The organism is Moritella yayanosii (assembly GCF_900465055.1).
Lineage (GTDB): Bacteria > Pseudomonadota > Gammaproteobacteria > Enterobacterales > Moritellaceae > Moritella > Moritella yayanosii.
The window spans coordinates 3,625,241-3,642,766 of record NZ_LS483250.1; the positions used below are offsets into that span (position 1 = coordinate 3,625,241).

Sequence of the window (17,526 nt, forward strand, 5' to 3'; positions counted from 1 at the left end):
TTACAGCTCGTCATTACTAATTAGAGGTTTATTAATGGAAATTCGTCAGCCAATACATAGCGATCATGCAAAGCAGCTAGACACTGCGGGTTTAAGAGCACAATTTTTGATTGAAGATATGTTCCAAGCAGGACAGATCAATCTGACTTATAGCCATATCGACCGCATTATTGTCGGTGGTGTGGTACCAACAACAGCCCCCGTGGCATTCGAAGGCGGTAAAGAGATCGGGGTTGATTTCTTTTTACAACGTCGTGAACTGGGCGTGATTAATATCGGTGCTGCAGGTTTAGTGATTGTTGATGGTGTTACCTATGAAATTGGTTCGCGTGAAGCAATTTACGTTGGCCAAGGTGCACAAGATATTCAATTTATCAGTATCGATGCTGAACAACCGGCCCGTTTTTACCTGAATTGCGCACCTGCACATAAGGCTTATCCAACGCGTAAGATCACCCGAGATGACGTTGCAGTTGAAAGCTTAGGTAGCCAAGAAAACTGTAATGTACGTACTATCTACAAATATTTACACCCTGCGGTATTACCAACGTGCCAACTGTTAATGGGCATGACTGAACTCGCACCAGGCAGTTTGTGGAATACCATGCCGTGTCATACCCATGAACGTCGTATGGAAGTGTATCTGTATTTTGATATGAAAGATGACAACATCGCATTTCATTATATGGGTCAACCACAAGAAACACGTCATATCGTGGTACGTAATGAACAAGCTGTGATCAGCCCAAGTTGGTCTATCCACTCGGGTGTAGGTACTGCGTCTTATACCTTTATCTGGGGCATGGTGGGTGAAAACCAAGTGTTCCACGATATGGATCATGTTGCGATGAGTGACTTGAAATAATTAACACGATTATCTGTCTTTTACGCTAACCACTCTGATTAGCTGGCTAGCGCTACTTTATTTATTAGGAAGTTAATATGAATTCTTTTGATTTGTCAGGCAAGGTTGCCATCGTAACGGGTTGTAATACAGGTTTAGGTCAAGGTACTGCGATTGGTTTAGCACAAGCGGGTGCTGATATCGTGGGTGTTGGCCACATGCCGGCACCAGAAACACAAGCTAAAATTGAAGCGCTAGGGCGTAAATTTCATTACATTACTGCTAATCTAATGGTGCAAGACCAAGTGTCTGAGATTGTTAGCGAAGCTGTAGAAGTCATGGGCCGTGTGGATATCTTAGTCAACAACGCCGGTATTATCCGTCGTGAAGATTTCTTAGAGTTTTCTGAAAAGAACTGGGATGATGTGATCAGCATCAACCAAAAAACCGTATTCTTCCTATCACAAGCTGTTGCTAAGCAGTGTGTGAAGCAAGGTGAAGGTGGTAAGATCATTAACATCGCTTCAATGCTGTCTTTCCAAGGTGGCATCCGGGTAGCGTCTTATACTGCAAGTAAATCTGCGGTTATGGGCCTAACACGTGCAATGGCGAATGAATTAGCACAATACAACATTAACGTAAATGCAATTGCTCCGGGTTATATGGCAACTGATAATACGGAAGCATTACGTGCTGATCCTGAGCGTAACGCGGCAATCTTAGAACGTATTCCGGCTAATCGTTGGGGCACACCAGAAGATTTAGCTGGTCCTGCAGTATTCCTTGCATCAAGTGCAAGTGATTATGTGAATGGTTATACTATCGCCGTTGACGGTGGTTGGTTAGCACGCTAAGGAGTCCGTTATGACTTTTGGAACTAAACAACAAGTTTTAGATACAATGAAACGTGTCTATCGTTATCAAGCGGCAAACCAGACTCGCAGTGTGGTACGTCGCAGTGGTAAAACCCGTTTTATCAAAGATACCGACTGGGAACGTGGTGTATTTTGGTCTTGTGCGTCAGCAGCTTGGAAAGCAACTGATGATGCTGAGTATCTAGATGGTGTAATGAACTATGCACTACACACAGGTTTTAGAGCGGGTCCTAATGCGCGTTTTGCTGATGATCATATCTGCTGTCAGGCGTACTTAGATGTTTACCCTGTGGTAAATCAAATTGAAGCACTTGATTCAACGGTTAAAGCGCTGGACCTTATGGTTGATAACCCAGAACCGGGTCGTAAAGACTGGTGGTGGTGTGATTCACTGTTTATGGCGCCGCCGTCGTTTGCTGCTCTTACTCAGCAAACTGGTGACCGCAAATACCTGGATTACATGAACGTGGCATTCTGGGATTCGGTTGAGCACTTATTTGATCCAGAAACGGGGCTTTTCTATCGTGATCAGCGTTATATCCCTGATGGTAAAGGCGGCGAATTACGTGAAGCTAATGGCGAAAAAGTATTCTGGAGCCGCGGCATCGGCTGGGTATTAGCATCTGTGCCACGTTTAATGGCGCGTTTACCGGAAGACTACGCGGATAAAGCCCGTTATTTAGCATTGTTTAAAAACCTGGCTGCTGAAGTAATTAAATATCAGCAAGCAGATGGTTTCTGGCGCACCAGTTTATTGGATCCAGAAAACTTCCCGGCACCGGAAAGTAGCGCTACATCATTGTTCTGCTACGGTCTGGCTTGGGGTATCAATAACGGAGAATTAGATCGTGAGACCTACTTACCGGTATTAGAAAAAGCCTGGGCAGCATTACAAACGGCTATCCACGACAATGGCATGATGGGCTGGGTACAATTACCAGCATTTAACCCACGTGACGTGAAGTTTGAACACAACATGGATTACGGTGCAGGTGCCTTCTTACTGGCAGCTACAGAAATAGCTCATTTAGCTGATTAACAGGCATGGATATTGATTATCTGAACTGATTCAGAGTAAGCCGACTAGCTTCGTGTTTAGTCGGCTTTTTTATTTTCGATATCTAACTTATGTATGGGGTTTATCAACACCACAGTACTTTATTGGTGTTGAGCCCTGTGATGATAAAGGTAGCACTGAGTGAGTAGGGTATGATGAAAAAACATAAAAAAATAGCCATTATTGGTGAGTGTATGATTGAGTTAAGCGGTAAGCCGTTTGCACCTCAACAACAAAATTTTGGTGGCGACTCACTTAATACTGCAGTTTATCTATCGCGTTTGCAACCGGATGTATCAGTGCAATATATGACTGGCCTAGGTGTTGATCAGTACAGCCAATCAATGCAAGCCGCTTGGCGAGATGAAGGTATTGATACCCGCTTAGTCACCCAAGATGAAACTAAGATCCCTGGTTTGTATGCGATCGCGATTGATGCCAGCGGTGAGCGTACATTTAGTTATTGGCGTAATGACTCGGCAGCACGTTATATGTGCGAACATTCAGAGTTTGAGCAGAATATAGCCAGCTTAGTGGATGCTGATCTTATCTATCTATCGGGGATCTCGTTAGCGATCTTACCGGATAGTAGCAAATTAAAATTACTGGCTTCATTAGCTAGCCTAAAACAAGCAGGGGTTAAAATTGCCGTTGACTCTAATTATCGTCCGCGATTATGGCAAAGCCCTGCACATGCACAACAGTGGTTAGATAAACTTTACCAGCTTAGCGATATCGCCCTCGTTACAGGTGATGATGAAGACCTACTATTCGGGACCCAAGCTACTCAACCAACCGTTATTGCTAAGCGTTTGCATGATCTGGGTATTAACCAGGTGGTGGTGAAACTCGGCAGTGATGGTGCTATGTGGTCACATCTTGGAGCACAAGGCATGGTCGCTGGCAATAAAGTGGAACAGGTTGTTGATACGACAGCGGCGGGCGATTCATTTAATGCCGGTTACCTTGCTGCTTGGTGTGCTGAACAATCAATGGCGGATTGCTGTGCTTGGGGGAATAGTCTTGCTAGCCAAGTTATTCAACATCAAGGTGCTGTGATAGCGACAGAACATATGCAAAATTTAATGACCAGAATGAGAATCGAAAATGATAAATAATGAATTAATTGATAAGTTATCCGCACTGGCGATTATGCCTGTGATCCAAATTGAAAATGCAGATGACGCTGTAAAATTAGTGGCAGTATTATCTGAGAATGGTCTACCTGCGGCAGAAATTACCTTCCGTAGTGCCGCTGCAGCTGAATCGATCCGTCGTATCCGCGCCGCTTTTCCTGATGTGATCTTATGTGCAGGGACTGTATTAACGATAGCACAAGTTGATGAAGCGGTTGCGGCGGGTGCAGATTTTATTATTAGCCCAGGGTTTAATCCAACAATAGTGAATTACTGTATTGAAAATGGCATTAAAATTATCCCAGGCATTAATAACCCAAGTCAAATTGAGCAGGCGTTAGAGCTTGGCATTAACGTGGTTAAATTCTTCCCAGCAGAAGCATCGGGTGGCGTTAATATGGTGAAGGCATTAGTGGGGCCTTATAGCCAAATTAAACTGATGCCGACAGGTGGTATCAAACCATCTAATGTATTGGAATACCTTGCGATACCACAAGTTATTGCATGTGGTGGTAGCTGGATCGCAACGACTGCAGCCATTCGTGACCATGATTGGGATACGATTGCAAAAAATGCTGTTGCTACTTGCAAGCTTGTTAACGCATAAGGTCACATGATGAAACCTCAAATTGAAAAACATGTAGCGGTATTATTAGCTGACGGCTTTGAAGAAGGTGAAGCGGTTGTATTTATCGACATTATGCGTCGTCTTGATATTAAAGTGGATGTGCTTTCGTGCATGGAAACAACGGCGTTAGAGACGTATTTTGAAACCCGTATTAGTGCAGACTATACGCTTACTGAAAAACAAGCTCAGTCTTATGATGCGATCATGATGCCGGGTGGCCCCAAGGGTACAGATAATTTATCTGCCAATCCGATGGTGATTGATTTTATTAAACGCCACATGCAAGAAGATAAATATATTTGTGCGTTATGCTCATCGGGCGCAAAAGTACTGGCTGCGCATAACCTACTTGGTAAACATAAATATACCACGGGTGGCGGTTTACATAAGCAGTTTGCAGATGGCCAATTTGTGGATAAAAAAGTGGTTGTTGACGGTCAATTTATTTCCGGTAAAGGTCTTGGTGTCAGTTTTGATTTTGCCTTTACGGTTGCAAAAATGGTGCTTGCAGATAATCCTGAAAAAGTGTACTGGCAAGCCGACCACATCTACCTTGATGCTGAATTCTAACAATTAGCATCTTGTTATAAAATCTAATCATACTCCAATAAGTCAAAGCCTAAACGCGTGTTTAGGCTTTTTTTTTACGCCAATTTGAGCGGTTATCTCACGTGTGGATTGGTTCTTTTTTCGTGACCGATAGTCGATGTTGGTCCGTGACCCGGGAAGAATACGGTTTCTTCTGGTAATGTCCACAACTGGCCTTTAATCGCTGTCATCAGCGTATTAAAGCAACCTTGTGGGAAGTCAGTGCGACCAACAGAGCCATTGAATAATACATCGCCTACAATCACTTGTTTGGTTGCTACGTGATTAAATACCACGTGCCCCGGTGTATGCCCTGGGGTATGTAATACTGCAAGCGTTTGATTACCAAATGAGACTGTATCGCCATGTGCTAACCAGCGTTGAGGTTCAAACGGTGGTATTTGTGGAAAACCAAACATTTGTCCCTGCATGGGTAACTGGTCTAACCAAAACTTATCTGCAATATGTGGGCCTTCAATCGTTACGTTTAGTGCCGCAGCAAGCGCTTCAGTGCCGCCAACGTGATCAATATGAGCATGAGTTAGAAAGATCTTTTCTACTTCTACACCGTGTTGCTTTACCTGGCTAATAATCTTTTCAATGTCACCGCCGGGATCAACAATCGCGGCTTTATTGGTTTCAGGGCAGATTAATAGACTGCAGTTTTGTTCAAAAGGCGTAACGGGAATGACTTTAACTTGCATTGCTCATCTCTCTTGGCTAGATAGTCGTGTTTGTTTAGTTATATATAGTTGCGCTAGTTTACCGATTTGCAGGGCAAGAGTATACGGTGTAAATTGTTACACTGTTATTTATAGCGAGGTTTTAACCTGCCGTTTAGCCAGGGTGTTCTTGGTGAATAAATAATGGCCTACTACAGTTGCCGATAATAACCACGCCAGTATCAATAACGGCGTATTGCCATAACGATTAAAAGGGGTGGTGCCTTGATATGGCGTTACTTGTGCACGTAACACCGCTGTTTCGAATTGGGCTATCCGGCCAACTTCTTGTCCTTGGGCATCATAAATTGCGGTGATACCGGTATTGGTACTACGAATAACCGGGCGTTGAAATTCAAAGGCGCGCATCCGGGCTATTTCTAAATGTTGATCGGGGCCAATTGAAGTCCCAAACCACGCATCGTTACTCACGGTTAAAATGAAGCCGGTATCAGGCGTAACCGTCTTCACTAAGGTTTGGTTAAAGGCAATTTCATAACAAATCGCGGTGGCAATATGCACGCCACTGGCTGCGAGGTTTAACTGTTGTTCACCACCACGTTGAAATGATGACATAGGCAAATTAAATAGCGGTGCAATCGGTCTTAGCAGATCTTCAAACGGCACGAACTCACCAATCGGTAACAGCTTATGTTTGTAATAACGGTCATTTACTGGAGAATGGTTCGTCTCTTGCTCGGGTTGACCGAGTACGATCACGGCATTGTAATACTCATCAATATCGTTAACACGTTGGTAATTAATGATCCCGGTGATAAGGGTGGTATTACTTTGGCGCATGAGGTCACTGACATAGTCTAAATAACGTTTAACTTGAAATTCTAATGCTGGGATCGCCGATTCTGGCCATATAATAATATCGGCATCGGTATTCTCTAAACTCAGTGTTAAATATGTATTGAGAATTTCGGTACGTTTTTCTGGTAGCCACTTTTCAGCTTGATCGGTATTGCCCTGCACGAGTGCAATTGATTTTGATGCTTGAGGCATTGTCCATTGTAGGCCTTTTGATGCAATTGCCGAAAATACGATAACTGAAATAACGATTGCTGGCATGACGAATTTACGTTCGCGATAAACATAATACAAACTGGCGGTGAGCAAACAAACGGCAGCTGTAATGCCCTCAACCCCGAGTATTGGCGCGTAGTTAACCAACGGGGTATCCATCTGACTATAGCCAAATTGTAACCAAGGAAAACCTGTCATTACCCAACCGCGTAACCAGTCGGTGATTAACCAGATTGCCGGGAAGGCAACAAAGTAGCGTAGTAAGCTTGAGTGTGAGGCAAACCTATTCACCAGGTAAGCACAAAGCGCCGGATAAATAGCGAGGTAAGCACACAATAATACGACTAATAGCGCTGCAACAGGCACAGGTAACCCGCCAAAATCTAAGATGCTCACTGAAATCCAATGGAGGCCTGCGACAAAGAATCCGAGTCCCCACAAGAAACCATATCCGGCCGCGTGTTTTGCTGGTTTATTGTCAATTACAAAGAGTAGGGCAAATAATGAAACGTATAAGCTAATGGTGTAATTAAACGGGGCAAAAGCAAACACGCTAAGCGCGCCAGCCAGTGGCGCGCTTATTTTATGGGTCAGGGATTTGATAGGTTATTCCTTTGTAGCGATCTACAGCGACAAGCGGAGTAACCTGTCACCGAGACGGTTAAGCTGATTTCGCTAAGCGTTCCTGTTGTGCTTCTGGTATCTTCACTTGTAGCTGAATGATACGACGGCGATCAGCTGAAATGACTTTAAATTGGAAGTCATCGACAGTAATTATCTCACCTTGCTCTGGTAAATGGCCAAATGCATGCGCAATCATCCCCCCAATGGTATCCACTTCATCATCGTTAAAGGTTGATGAGAAGTAGTCATTGAAATCATCAATGGGTGTTAATGCTTGCACTGAGAACACACTTTTATTAATACGGCGGATATCTTCTTGTGCCGATTCATCTTCATCGAATTCGTCTTCAATATTACCGACGATCTCTTCTAGGATATCTTCAATGGTCACAAGGCCTGACACACCACCAAATTCATCAACCACAACAGCCATATGATAGCGTCTTGAACGAAACTCTTTAAGGAGTTTATCAACACGTTTACTTTCTGGTACAACAACGGCTGGGCGTAAAACAGAAGACAGCTCAAAGCTATCTGGTGCGCCAGTAAACACAAATTTAAGCAGGTCTTTGGCTAACAAGATCCCTTCGATATGATCTTTATCTTCATTGACAACGGGGAAGCGCGAGTGCGCAGAGTCAATCATGATAGGTAAAAATTCTTCGACACTTTGACTCTTATCAATAGTAATCATCTGCGAGCGTGGGATCATAATGTCGCGTACTTTCAGTCCTGAGACTTCGAGTACACCTTCAATCATATCCTTGGTGTCTTGATCGATCAGTTCGCGATTTTCTGCATCCTGAATGACTTCTACAAGCTCTTCTCTGTTTTTCGGCTCACCTTGGAATAATTGAGAAATTTTTTCAAAAAAACCTTTTTTTGATGAACCGTTTGTCGAGTGAGGTTTGCCGTCGTTCATAGTTTGTTGTACCTAAGTTATGTAACGTTAATGGTATTAATACTACTTTTCAGTAATATAAGGGTCTTCAAATTCTAGCTCTAGCATGATTTCGGTTTCCAGACCTTCCATCTCTTCGGCTTCTTTATCGATAATATGATCATAGCCGAGTAAATGTAAAGTTCCATGAAGAACCATGTGCGCCCAATGTGCGGTCAGTGGTTTTTGTTGCTCTTTTGCTTCGCGTTCGACCACTTGCTTGCAGATGATTAAATCACCAAGCAGGTCTAATTCAATGCCTTCAGGTACTTCGAACGGAAACGACAGTACGTTGGTGGGTTTGTCTTTACCACGGTAATCGTTATTCAATTGTTGGCTTTCTGCATTATCAACGATACGGATCGTTACTTCAGCACTGTCTTGAAAGCGTTTAACGACAGCATGGAGCCAAGTAGCGAGCTGCGCTTCGGTTGGTAATAGCTGTTCATTTTCAGTGGCAATTTGTAAATCTAACGTGGTATTCATTGGTCTTTATCCTTACGGGCAATGCTATTTTCAAAGTGTTCATAGGCATCGATAATTTTGGCCACAACAGGATGGCGAACCACATCATTGGATATGAAAAAGTTAAAACTAATGTCTGTTATTGGCTCTAGGACATCCATCGCATGGCGCAAGCCAGATGTGATGTGCTTAGGTAAATCAACTTGGGTAATATCGCCAGTAATCACTGCTTTGGAGTTAAAACCAATACGGGTTAAAAACATTTTCATTTGTTCAATGGTGGTATTTTGCCCTTCATCTAAGATAATAAACGCATCATTGAGTGTCCGACCACGCATATAGGCAAGTGGTGCAATTTCTATGACATTGCGCTCAATTAAACGTTCCACTTTTTCAAAACCAAGCATCTCAAATAACGCATCATAAAGTGGGCGTAAATAAGGATCTACTTTTTGACTTAAATCACCGGGTAGAAAACCTAATTTCTCACCGGCTTCAACCGCTGGGCGTGTTAATAGAATACGACGTACCTCTTGACGCTCTAAGGCATCAACGGCTGCGGCGACGGCTAAATAAGTTTTACCGGTACCAGCAGGGCCAATACCAAAGGTAATATCATGGGTTAAAATATTAGCAATGTAATTGGCTTGATTATCACCGCGCGGTTTAACCATACCGCGTTTGGTTTTAATCACAGTATTAAAACTGGCAATTTTTGGTGTGGGTTCGGGTTCGAGTAATCGACATGCTTGTATCGCAAGGTGAATTTTCTCTGGGTCAATGTCGATTACTTGGCCTTTAACAGCTTGGGTCTCAACATAAAGATCTCGAAGAATATCCATACAACTGTGCGCATTAACTGGATTACCAGTAATATGGAATTGATTATTTTGATAAGTAATGTTGACGTCTAAACGACGTTCAAGTTGTTTAAGATTGTCATCAAATGGGCCACATAAATGAGCGAGTCGGGCTCCGTCTGCGGGCTCTAAGAATATATCGAGTGTTGTCGTATTTTTATTCAAAATAATCTCATTAGGCAGAGCCAGTAAAGGTCATTAATGGCTCTTAGTTTATCTCTTATGGGGTGAACTTAGCAACACCTAGCTTATTAGGTTGATTGGTAGCTCGCGCCAAAATTTCGCTTGGTTTAACGGCACTACGTAGATCCATCTCATTTTCACCACGGATGAACACACCGCGGATAGAGTTAGGTAATACATCCACAATGTCGACATCGACAAAGGTACCAATGAGATCTGGCGAGCCTTCGAAGTTAACCACACGGTTGTTCTCGGTACGGCCTGTCAGTTCCATGATGTTTTTCTTCGATGGACCTTCAACTAAAATACGTTGTGTGGTATTTACCATATCACGGCCAATTTTTTGTGACATTTGGCTAATACGCGTTTGTAGAATTTTCAAACGTTCTTTCTTTTCTTCTAGCGATACGTCATCGGGTAAGTCTGCAGCAGGTGTACCTGGACGTGCGCTGTAGATAAAGCTAAAGCTGATATCGTATTCAATGTCTTCAATTAGTTTCATGGTGTCCGCGAAATCTTGTTTACTTTCTCCTGGGAAACCGATAATGAAATCTGAACTCATCACCAGACCCGGACGGGCTTTACGCAGTTTACGGATCAATGATTTGTATTCTAATACTGTGTGCGCACGTTTCATTAAGGTTAAGATGCGATCAGAACCGGACTGTACCGGCAGGTGTAAATGGGATACCAGTTCCGGCGTATCTTTGTATACATCGATAATATCGCTAGTAAACTCAATCGGGTGACTGGTGGTATAACGGATACGGTCGATACCATCAATCGCAGCGACATAACGTAATAAATCAGCAAATGAGCATATATCACCGTCATGCATGTCGCCACGGAAAGCATTGGCGTTCTGGCCCAGTAGGTTTACTTCACGTACCCCTTGTTCTGCCAGTTGGGCAATTTCGTATAAGACATCGTCAAGTGGACGACTTACTTCTTCACCACGGGTATAAGGTACTACGCAAAATGAGCAGTATTTTGAACAGCCTTCCATGATAGATACAAATGCTGATACCCCGTCGGCGCGTGGCTCTGGTAAGCGATCAAACTTTTCAATTTCAGGGAAACTGACATCCACGAGGCCTTTTTTACCGGCTTGTGCATCGATGATCATTTCGGGTAAGCGGTGTAAAGTCTGTGGACCAAATACCAGGTTTACAATGGGAGCGCGTTTCTGAATTGCGGCACCTTCTTGTGATGCTACGCAGCCCCCCACACCAATGATTAATTTCGGATTGCGTTTCTTGAGTTTTTTCCAGCGACCCAGTTGGTGGAATACTTTTTCTTGCGCTTTTTCTCTGATAGAACAGGTATTTAATAGAAGAACATCCGCTTCCTCTGGGTTGTCAGTCAGTTCAAAACCATTTTCGGCATTTAACAAATCTGCCATTTTTGATGAATCGTATTCGTTCATCTGGCAGCCCCAGGTTTTAATGTGCAGTTTTTTACTCATTATCCACGTTGCTCTTGATTATTTATTGCTATATTCGGGTTGTGTGAGAACACACAGAAGATCGCGTATTCTACTGCCTTAATAGACCGTTGACTAGACGTGATCACTACTTCTATGTATAAATTTACTGTAATTTTCATTGTACAAAGCAATCATTTCGACGCAAAGCTTGGTAGAATTCTGATTCAGATAAGAATTTATCCTTAAACGGTTCAGGAAGCACGATGCAGGAATTTGATGTAATTATTGTTGGTGGTGGGATGGTTGGTGCAAGTACCGCTAATTTACTCGCCCCTTCGGGACTTAAAATTGCGGTAATTGAAGCGCAAATGCCATCTCCTTTTTCATTTGAGCAACCAATGGATCTGCGTGTATCGGCGATCAGTTTGGCCTCTCAGCAGTTACTTGTGGCGACAGGTGCTTGGACTAACATCAGAGAAATGCGTCTTTGCCCTTATCGTCGTTTAGAAACTTGGGATCAAGGTGGCTGCGAAATCAAATTCCATGCTAACGATATTGGTTACGACAAGTTAGGTTACATCATTGAAAACCGAGTGATCCAATTAGGTTTGCTCGAAGCTATGAGACGCCACCACAATGTCCAGTTAATGTGTCCTGAGAAAGTCGCGACACTAGCGCAATACAGTGACTACGCTGAAATCAGGTTAATATCTGGCGCTAAATTACGCGCTAAGTTAGTGCTGGCCGCCGATGGTGCTAACTCGATTATTCGTCAGCAGAGTAATATTGGTATCAGCAGTTGGGATTATCGTCAAAGTTGTATGTTAATTAATATTGATACTGACCAAGCCCAACAAGACGTGACTTGGCAGGAGTTTTCACCGACGGGGCCAATGGCGTTATTACCGTTACCAGGGCATAAAGCCTCGTTGGTTTGGTATCATCAGACGGCGCACATCAAGTATTTAAGTCAACTGTCTAATGCCGAACTGAAAGTCGAAGTGCAGCAACATTTCCCCGACCTGATTGGTGAATTTGAGATCACGAACCACGGTTCATTTCCACTGACCCGACGTCATGCGCAGCAGTATTATAACGGTCGTGTGGTACTGCTTGGTGATGCTGCACATACCATCAACCCATTAGCGGGACAGGGTGTTAATATCGGTTTTAAAGATGTAAATGTATTATGCGAGCTAATTAGAAGTGCGGTGATTGAAGGCGAAGCCTGGGATAGCAAAGCATTATTAACACAATACCAACGCAGCAGAAAGCCAGATAATCTATTAATGCAAACCAGTATGGATCTGTTCTATTCGGTATTCAGTAATGACTCAATACCCGCGAAGGTACTGCGTAACCTTGGGATTGCTGTCGCACAGCGCGCCGGACCATTAAAACGTCAGGCGCTACGTTATGCGATAGGTTTAAGCTAACGGTCTTCACTAATCGGCGGTCAACATTATCTTTGCTTTGCTCGCCGGCTAATTCTGGAGCATAAAGTGGATTAATCTTATAGACTCTGACTAACGGATCGGGGCAATATCGATAATAAAATTGGCATAATAATATGCATATTTAAGCTGCTGAAATTAGAAATTAGAGAAGGTATTAATGGGGAAGAATAATTTAGAAAAAGTGGCAGGGATATGAGGATTTGAACCTCAGAATCCCGAGATCAAAACCCGGTGCCTTACCGCTTGGCGATATCCCTACAAATCTTTCTACAGCATGGCTGTATTGGTTAATAAAACATGGTGCGGAAGGAGAGACTTGAACTCTCACACTTTGCAATACTAGAACCTAAATCTAGCGCGTCTACCAATTCCGCCACTTCCGCAATGTTTTATTTTAAAATAAGAATGGTGGCCATGACGGGACTTGAACCTGTGACCCCAGCATTATGAATGCTGTGCTCTAACCAGCTGAGCTACATGGCCATTCTTACTTTTTTTCATTTTGTCCGTATAAATACGTGCAAAATAAAGTGGCAGGGATATGAGGATTTGAACCTCAGAATCCCGAGATCAAAACCCGGTGCCTTACCGCTTGGCGATATCCCTACAATTTGTTCCATGAACATTACTTATTCAGTAACTCATGTTAAGACATGGTGCGGAAGGAGAGACTTGAACTCTCACACTTTGCAATACTAGAACCTAAATCTAGCGCGTCTACCAATTCCGCCACTTCCGCACAATATTTTTTATTTTTACAAAGTTGGTAGTATTGAATAGTGAGCGTTCAATAAACCTTGTAAATTTAACACTGACCTAAGTCTGTGTTGGTATATGGCAGGGATATGAGGATTTGAACCTCAGAATCCCGAGATCAAAACCCGGTGCCTTACCGCTTGGCGATATCCCTACAATTTGTTCCATGAACATTACTTATTCAGTAACTCATGTTAAGACATGGTGCGGAAGGAGAGACTTGAACTCTCACACTTTGCAATACTAGAACCTAAATCTAGCGCGTCTACCAATTCCGCCACTTCCGCACAATATTTTTTATTTTTACAAAGTTGGTAGTATTGAATAGTGAGCGTTCAATAAACCTTGTAAATTTAACACTGACCTAAGTCTGTGTTGGTATATGGCAGGGATATGAGGATTTGAACCTCAGAATCCCGAGATCAAAACCCGGTGCCTTACCGCTTGGCGATATCCCTACAATTCGAATTAAGATGGTGGCCATGACGGGACTTGAACCTGTGACCCCAGCATTATGAATGCTGTGCTCTAACCAGCTGAGCTACATGGCCATCTTAAATCTCATTCCGACTAACCGTTAACTGTTTCGTTGGAACGGGGCGCATTATGCTAATTACAGCCAAGTTCGTCAACTATTTTTTAGTTAAAAAACGTTTTTAACTACGCCTGTTGGAATTCTGTACGAATCCTGTGCTCACTCTATGCTATTTGTAGTAAAACTGCAATTATTGATAATTTAAAGCGTGTATAGTCAATTCTTATTATTGTAATTGAGTTTAATGATTTATTCGATATTTGCTTCTGTTAATCAATACTCAGTGGTGTTATTGACATGAAGGTTGTGAAGGGTGCTAAAAACAAAAAAACGCTGGTTATTGCCAGCGATTTTTTGTGCTTACTTTAGATATAGTTTCAAGTTATACGTTGAAACGGAAATGTACCACATCACCATCTTTAACGATGTAGTCTTTTCCTTCTAGACGCCATTGACCTGCTGTTTTAGCGCCGGCTTCACCATTGAATTCGATGAAAGAGTCATAACCGATAACTTCTGCACGGATGAAACCTTTTTCGAAGTCAGTATGGATCTTACCCGCCGCTTGTGGTGCTGTTGCGTTTACTGGGATCGTCCATGCGCGCACTTCTTTAACACCCGCAGTGAAATAAGTCTGTAGTGCTAGCAGTTCGTAACCGGCACGAATTACACGGTTAAGACCGGGTTCTTCAATACCCATGTCCGTCATGAATTCTGCACGCTCTTCTTCTTCCAGTTCAGCAATGTCTGATTCCATTGCGGCACAGATTGCCACGACTACGGCATTCTCTGTTGCAGCAAGTTTGCGTACTTGATCTAAGTATGGGTTATTTTCAAAACCTTCTTCATCAACGTTAGCAATGTACATGGTTGGTTTTAGCGTGAGGAAGTTCATGTAATCAATCGCGGCTGTTTCTTCTTTAGTGAGCTCTAAAGAACGGACCATTTCACCTTCAGCAAGATGTGCAAGGATCTTTTCGATTACGGGTAGTTCAAATTTAGCGTCTTTATCGCCGCTTTTGGCTTTTTTCGCTAAACGTACGATGACCTTTTCACAACTATCTAGATCGGCAAGTGCTAATTCAGTGTTGACAATTTCGATATCATCTAATGGCGAAATTTTATTGTTAACGTGAATGATGTTTTCATTTTCAAAGCAACGTACAACATGACCGATTGCATCCGTTTCACGGATGTTTGCTAGGAATTTATTACCCAGACCTTCCCCTTTTGATGCGCCCGCCACTAAGCCCGCGATATCAACGAATTCCATTGTAGTTGGCAATACGCGTTCTGGGTTTACGATCGCTGAAAGTGCATCTAAACGCTTATCTGGCACTGGAACCACACCGGTATTCGGCTCGATTGTGCAAAATGGGAAATTGGCAGCTTCGATACCAGCTTGTGTTAATGCATTAAATAGTGTTGATTTACCTACGTTTGGTAAGCCTACGATACCGCATTTAAAACCCATGATTTTTACCTTCTTTGCTATAGTATTAAAATTGGTACACACAGTTAATTATTTACCTGTATGTGTTTAATTATTTCTTTTTTTATTAATCATTGCGCTTTAAACGTATGTAAACGAGTCATCGCTTTGGTCATGCCGTCTTTAGCTAAAATATCGATACAGCGCACGGCTTCATCAATTGCCGCATCCATTTGTTCTTGTTCTTTGGCTTGTGCTTTGCCAAGTACGTAACCGGTTACTTTGTCTTTATGGCCAGGGTGACCAATGCCAATACGTAAACGGTAGAATTCTCTGCTGTTGGCCATTTTACTCATAATGTCTTTCAGACCATTATGACCACCATGGCTGCCACCTTGCTTGAATTTAGCCACACCCGGTGGTAAATCTAACTCATCGTGGACTACTAATATTTGCGTTACATCAATGCGATAAAATTTGGCTAAGGCGGATACTGATTTACCACTTAAATTCATGAATGTGGTTGGGATCAGCAAGCGCACATCTTGGCCTGCCACATCAATACGGGCAGTGTAACCAAAATATTTCGCTTCTTCACGTAATTGTGTGTTGTGCCATTTTGCTAATTCGTTAATAAACCAAGCACCAGCGTTATGACGTGTGCGGCTGTATTCTTGTCCTGGATTAGCCAGGCCGACAATTAAACGAATGTCGTTGCTCATGGTATACCTATATTACAGTAATGATTGTTCGAACCCGTCGAACCTTACTCATTGGATAAAAAACGCGCTATGTTACCTTGTGTCAGTGCAAAGCTCAACTGACGTATTCACCAAATTGAATGATAGCGTGTTTATGATTGAGGTATTTGCTGCTTAGGGAAACAAAAAACCGAGTCTGGTAACACCAAACTCGGTTTTTATTGCACTGTTTAAATTAAATTATTGGCTAATTTTATTAGTTAAACATTGCGGAGATAGATTCTTCATTGCTAACGCGACGAATTGCCTCGGCAAGCATTGGGCTAAGGCTCAATACGCGTACGTTCGCGAGTGCTGCCATTTCTGGAGACAGTGGAATTGAGTCTGTTACCACGATTTCATCAATGCAAGAATCACGTAGGTTCTGTGCCGCGTTACCAGAGAACACAGGGTGAGTCGCATAAGCAAATATACGTTTCGCGCCATTTTTCTTCAGTGCGATTGCTGCTGCACATAAGGTACCGCCAGTATCGATCATGTCATCAACAAGGATACAATCACGGTCTTTAACGTCACCAATAATGTGCATTACTTGTGCTACGTTTGCTTTTGGACGACGTTTGTCGATAATCGCAAGGTCAGCTTCGTCAAGTAATTTAGCGTTAGCACGTGCACGTACAACACCACCGATATCTGGAGATACAATAACTGGGTTTTCAAGGTTCATTTTTTTCATGTCGGCTAATAATACCGGCGTACCAAATACATTATCAACCGGTACATCGAAGAAGCCTTGGATTTGTTCAGCATGTAGGTCAACCGTTAATACACGGTCAACACCAACACTTGAAAGGAAGTCAGCTACAACTTTTGCTGTAATTGGCACACGAGAAGAACGTACACGACGATCTTGACGAGCATAACCAAAGTAAGGGATCACTGCAGTGATACGGCCAGCAGATGCACGACGCATCGCATCAACCATAACGATAAGTTCCATTAAGTTATCGTTCGTTGGCGCACAAGTCGATTGTAGGATGAAGATATCTCCACCACGTACATTTTCTTCAATTTCAACGCTAATTTCGCCATCGCTAAAGCGACCAACTTTAGCTTTACCAAGTTGGATAAATAGACGCTCTGCAACTTTTTGTGCTAGTTCTGGTGTAGCGTTACCAGCAAAGAGTTTCATGTCGGGCACGGTGTAACCTCAGGTAATCGATGTATTTGGCTGGGATATAATTATACTCCTAAACAGCGAACTG

The 17,526-nt window shown here is 42.9% G+C and carries 16 protein-coding genes and 9 tRNA genes; 7 read left to right on the forward strand and 18 right to left on the reverse strand.

All coding sequences use genetic code 11. The annotated features are described in order from the left end of the window. Nucleotides 1-34: 34 nt before the first annotated feature. From kduI to MORIYA_RS16845, 6 genes are all read left to right on the forward strand, one after another. On the forward strand, nucleotides 35-865 hold the full coding sequence (gene kduI / locus MORIYA_RS16820; RefSeq protein WP_112717009.1) for a 5-dehydro-4-deoxy-D-glucuronate isomerase: 831 nt from the start codon (nucleotides 35-37) through the stop codon (nucleotides 863-865). A gap of 77 nt (nucleotides 866-942) precedes the next feature. Further along, on the forward strand, nucleotides 943-1,698 hold the full coding sequence (kduD, locus tag MORIYA_RS16825; RefSeq protein WP_112717010.1) for a 2-dehydro-3-deoxy-D-gluconate 5-dehydrogenase KduD: 756 nt from the start codon (nucleotides 943-945) through the stop codon (nucleotides 1,696-1,698). Between the two features lie 10 nt (nucleotides 1,699-1,708). After that, nucleotides 1,709-2,758, forward strand: coding sequence for a glycoside hydrolase family 88/105 protein (locus tag MORIYA_RS16830; RefSeq protein ID WP_112717011.1), 1,050 nt, complete (start codon nucleotides 1,709-1,711; stop codon nucleotides 2,756-2,758). Between the two features lie 170 nt (nucleotides 2,759-2,928). Further along, nucleotides 2,929-3,894 carry a sugar kinase gene (locus MORIYA_RS16835; protein WP_232011656.1) on the forward strand — a complete coding sequence of 322 codons (966 nt, stop codon included), beginning with the start codon at nucleotides 2,929-2,931 and terminating at the stop codon, nucleotides 3,892-3,894. Next, a complete protein-coding gene (locus MORIYA_RS16840) occupies nucleotides 3,884-4,519 on the forward strand; it encodes a bifunctional 4-hydroxy-2-oxoglutarate aldolase/2-dehydro-3-deoxy-phosphogluconate aldolase (protein ID WP_112717013.1) in 636 nt (211 codons plus the stop codon). Before MORIYA_RS16835 ends, MORIYA_RS16840 begins: the two co-directional genes overlap by 11 nt. Nucleotides 4,520-4,525: 6 nt before the next feature. After that, a complete protein-coding gene (locus tag MORIYA_RS16845; protein WP_112717014.1) occupies nucleotides 4,526-5,110 on the forward strand; it encodes a DJ-1/PfpI family protein in 585 nt (194 codons plus the stop codon). A 92-nt stretch (nucleotides 5,111-5,202) separates the two neighbouring features. Here the strand turns inward: MORIYA_RS16845 and MORIYA_RS16850 are convergent, their stop codons facing one another. From MORIYA_RS16850 to miaB, 6 genes are all read right to left on the reverse strand, one after another. After that, nucleotides 5,203-5,832 (reverse strand): MBL fold metallo-hydrolase, encoded by a 630-nt coding sequence (locus tag MORIYA_RS16850; protein ID WP_112717016.1) that lies wholly within the window; start codon nucleotides 5,830-5,832, stop codon nucleotides 5,203-5,205. Between the two features lie 108 nt (nucleotides 5,833-5,940). Further along, nucleotides 5,941-7,485, reverse strand: coding sequence for an apolipoprotein N-acyltransferase (gene lnt / locus MORIYA_RS16855; RefSeq protein WP_331838554.1), 1,545 nt, complete (start codon nucleotides 7,483-7,485; stop codon nucleotides 5,941-5,943). A 58-nt stretch (nucleotides 7,486-7,543) separates the two neighbouring features. Continuing rightward, the gene (gene corC, locus MORIYA_RS16860) at nucleotides 7,544-8,428 is read right to left on the reverse strand and encodes a CNNM family magnesium/cobalt transport protein CorC (RefSeq protein ID WP_112717020.1); all 885 of its coding nucleotides are present in this window, start codon (nucleotides 8,426-8,428) and stop codon (nucleotides 7,544-7,546) included. A 42-nt stretch (nucleotides 8,429-8,470) separates the two neighbouring features. Then, the gene (gene ybeY / locus MORIYA_RS16865) at nucleotides 8,471-8,932 is read right to left on the reverse strand and encodes an rRNA maturation RNase YbeY (RefSeq protein WP_112717022.1); all 462 of its coding nucleotides are present in this window, start codon (nucleotides 8,930-8,932) and stop codon (nucleotides 8,471-8,473) included. Further along, nucleotides 8,929-9,936 carry a PhoH family protein gene (locus MORIYA_RS16870; protein WP_174216940.1) on the reverse strand — a complete coding sequence of 336 codons (1,008 nt, stop codon included), beginning with the start codon at nucleotides 9,934-9,936 and terminating at the stop codon, nucleotides 8,929-8,931. The genes ybeY and MORIYA_RS16870 overlap by 4 nt, the downstream gene beginning before the upstream one ends. 55 nt (nucleotides 9,937-9,991) lie before the next feature. Beyond that, a complete protein-coding gene (gene miaB / locus MORIYA_RS16875) occupies nucleotides 9,992-11,419 on the reverse strand; it encodes a tRNA (N6-isopentenyl adenosine(37)-C2)-methylthiotransferase MiaB (RefSeq protein ID WP_112717026.1) in 1,428 nt (475 codons plus the stop codon). A gap of 224 nt (nucleotides 11,420-11,643) precedes the next feature. On the opposite strand from miaB, the gene MORIYA_RS16880 reads away from it, so the two are divergent. Then, nucleotides 11,644-12,816 (forward strand): FAD-dependent oxidoreductase, encoded by a 1,173-nt coding sequence (locus MORIYA_RS16880; protein WP_112717028.1) that lies wholly within the window; start codon nucleotides 11,644-11,646, stop codon nucleotides 12,814-12,816. A gap of 203 nt (nucleotides 12,817-13,019) precedes the next feature. On the opposite strand, the gene MORIYA_RS16885 is transcribed toward MORIYA_RS16880, so the two are convergent. The 12 genes from MORIYA_RS16885 to MORIYA_RS16940 form a co-directional block, all read right to left on the reverse strand. Beyond that, nucleotides 13,020-13,094, reverse strand: a tRNA-Gln gene (locus MORIYA_RS16885). A 41-nt stretch (nucleotides 13,095-13,135) separates the two neighbouring features. Next, nucleotides 13,136-13,220 (reverse strand) — tRNA-Leu (locus tag MORIYA_RS16890). A gap of 23 nt (nucleotides 13,221-13,243) precedes the next feature. Then, nucleotides 13,244-13,320, reverse strand: a tRNA-Met gene (locus tag MORIYA_RS16895). A gap of 48 nt (nucleotides 13,321-13,368) precedes the next feature. Then, nucleotides 13,369-13,443: transfer RNA gene (locus MORIYA_RS16900), tRNA-Gln, on the reverse strand. A 48-nt stretch (nucleotides 13,444-13,491) separates the two neighbouring features. Then, nucleotides 13,492-13,576, reverse strand: a tRNA-Leu gene (locus tag MORIYA_RS16905). Nucleotides 13,577-13,672: 96 nt separating this feature from the next. Next, nucleotides 13,673-13,747 (reverse strand) — tRNA-Gln (locus tag MORIYA_RS16910). A gap of 48 nt (nucleotides 13,748-13,795) precedes the next feature. Continuing rightward, nucleotides 13,796-13,880 (reverse strand) — tRNA-Leu (locus MORIYA_RS16915). Between the two features lie 96 nt (nucleotides 13,881-13,976). Further along, nucleotides 13,977-14,051 (reverse strand) — tRNA-Gln (locus MORIYA_RS16920). Nucleotides 14,052-14,067: 16 nt separating this feature from the next. Beyond that, nucleotides 14,068-14,144 (reverse strand) — tRNA-Met (locus tag MORIYA_RS16925). A 366-nt stretch (nucleotides 14,145-14,510) separates the two neighbouring features. Continuing rightward, the gene (gene ychF, locus MORIYA_RS16930) at nucleotides 14,511-15,602 is read right to left on the reverse strand and encodes a redox-regulated ATPase YchF (protein ID WP_112717030.1); all 1,092 of its coding nucleotides are present in this window, start codon (nucleotides 15,600-15,602) and stop codon (nucleotides 14,511-14,513) included. Between the two features lie 89 nt (nucleotides 15,603-15,691). After that, nucleotides 15,692-16,282 carry an aminoacyl-tRNA hydrolase gene (gene pth / locus MORIYA_RS16935; protein ID WP_112717032.1) on the reverse strand — a complete coding sequence of 197 codons (591 nt, stop codon included), beginning with the start codon at nucleotides 16,280-16,282 and terminating at the stop codon, nucleotides 15,692-15,694. A gap of 235 nt (nucleotides 16,283-16,517) precedes the next feature. Beyond that, on the reverse strand, nucleotides 16,518-17,462 hold the full coding sequence (locus MORIYA_RS16940; RefSeq protein WP_112717034.1) for a ribose-phosphate pyrophosphokinase: 945 nt from the start codon (nucleotides 17,460-17,462) through the stop codon (nucleotides 16,518-16,520). Nucleotides 17,463-17,526 lie beyond the last annotated feature (64 nt).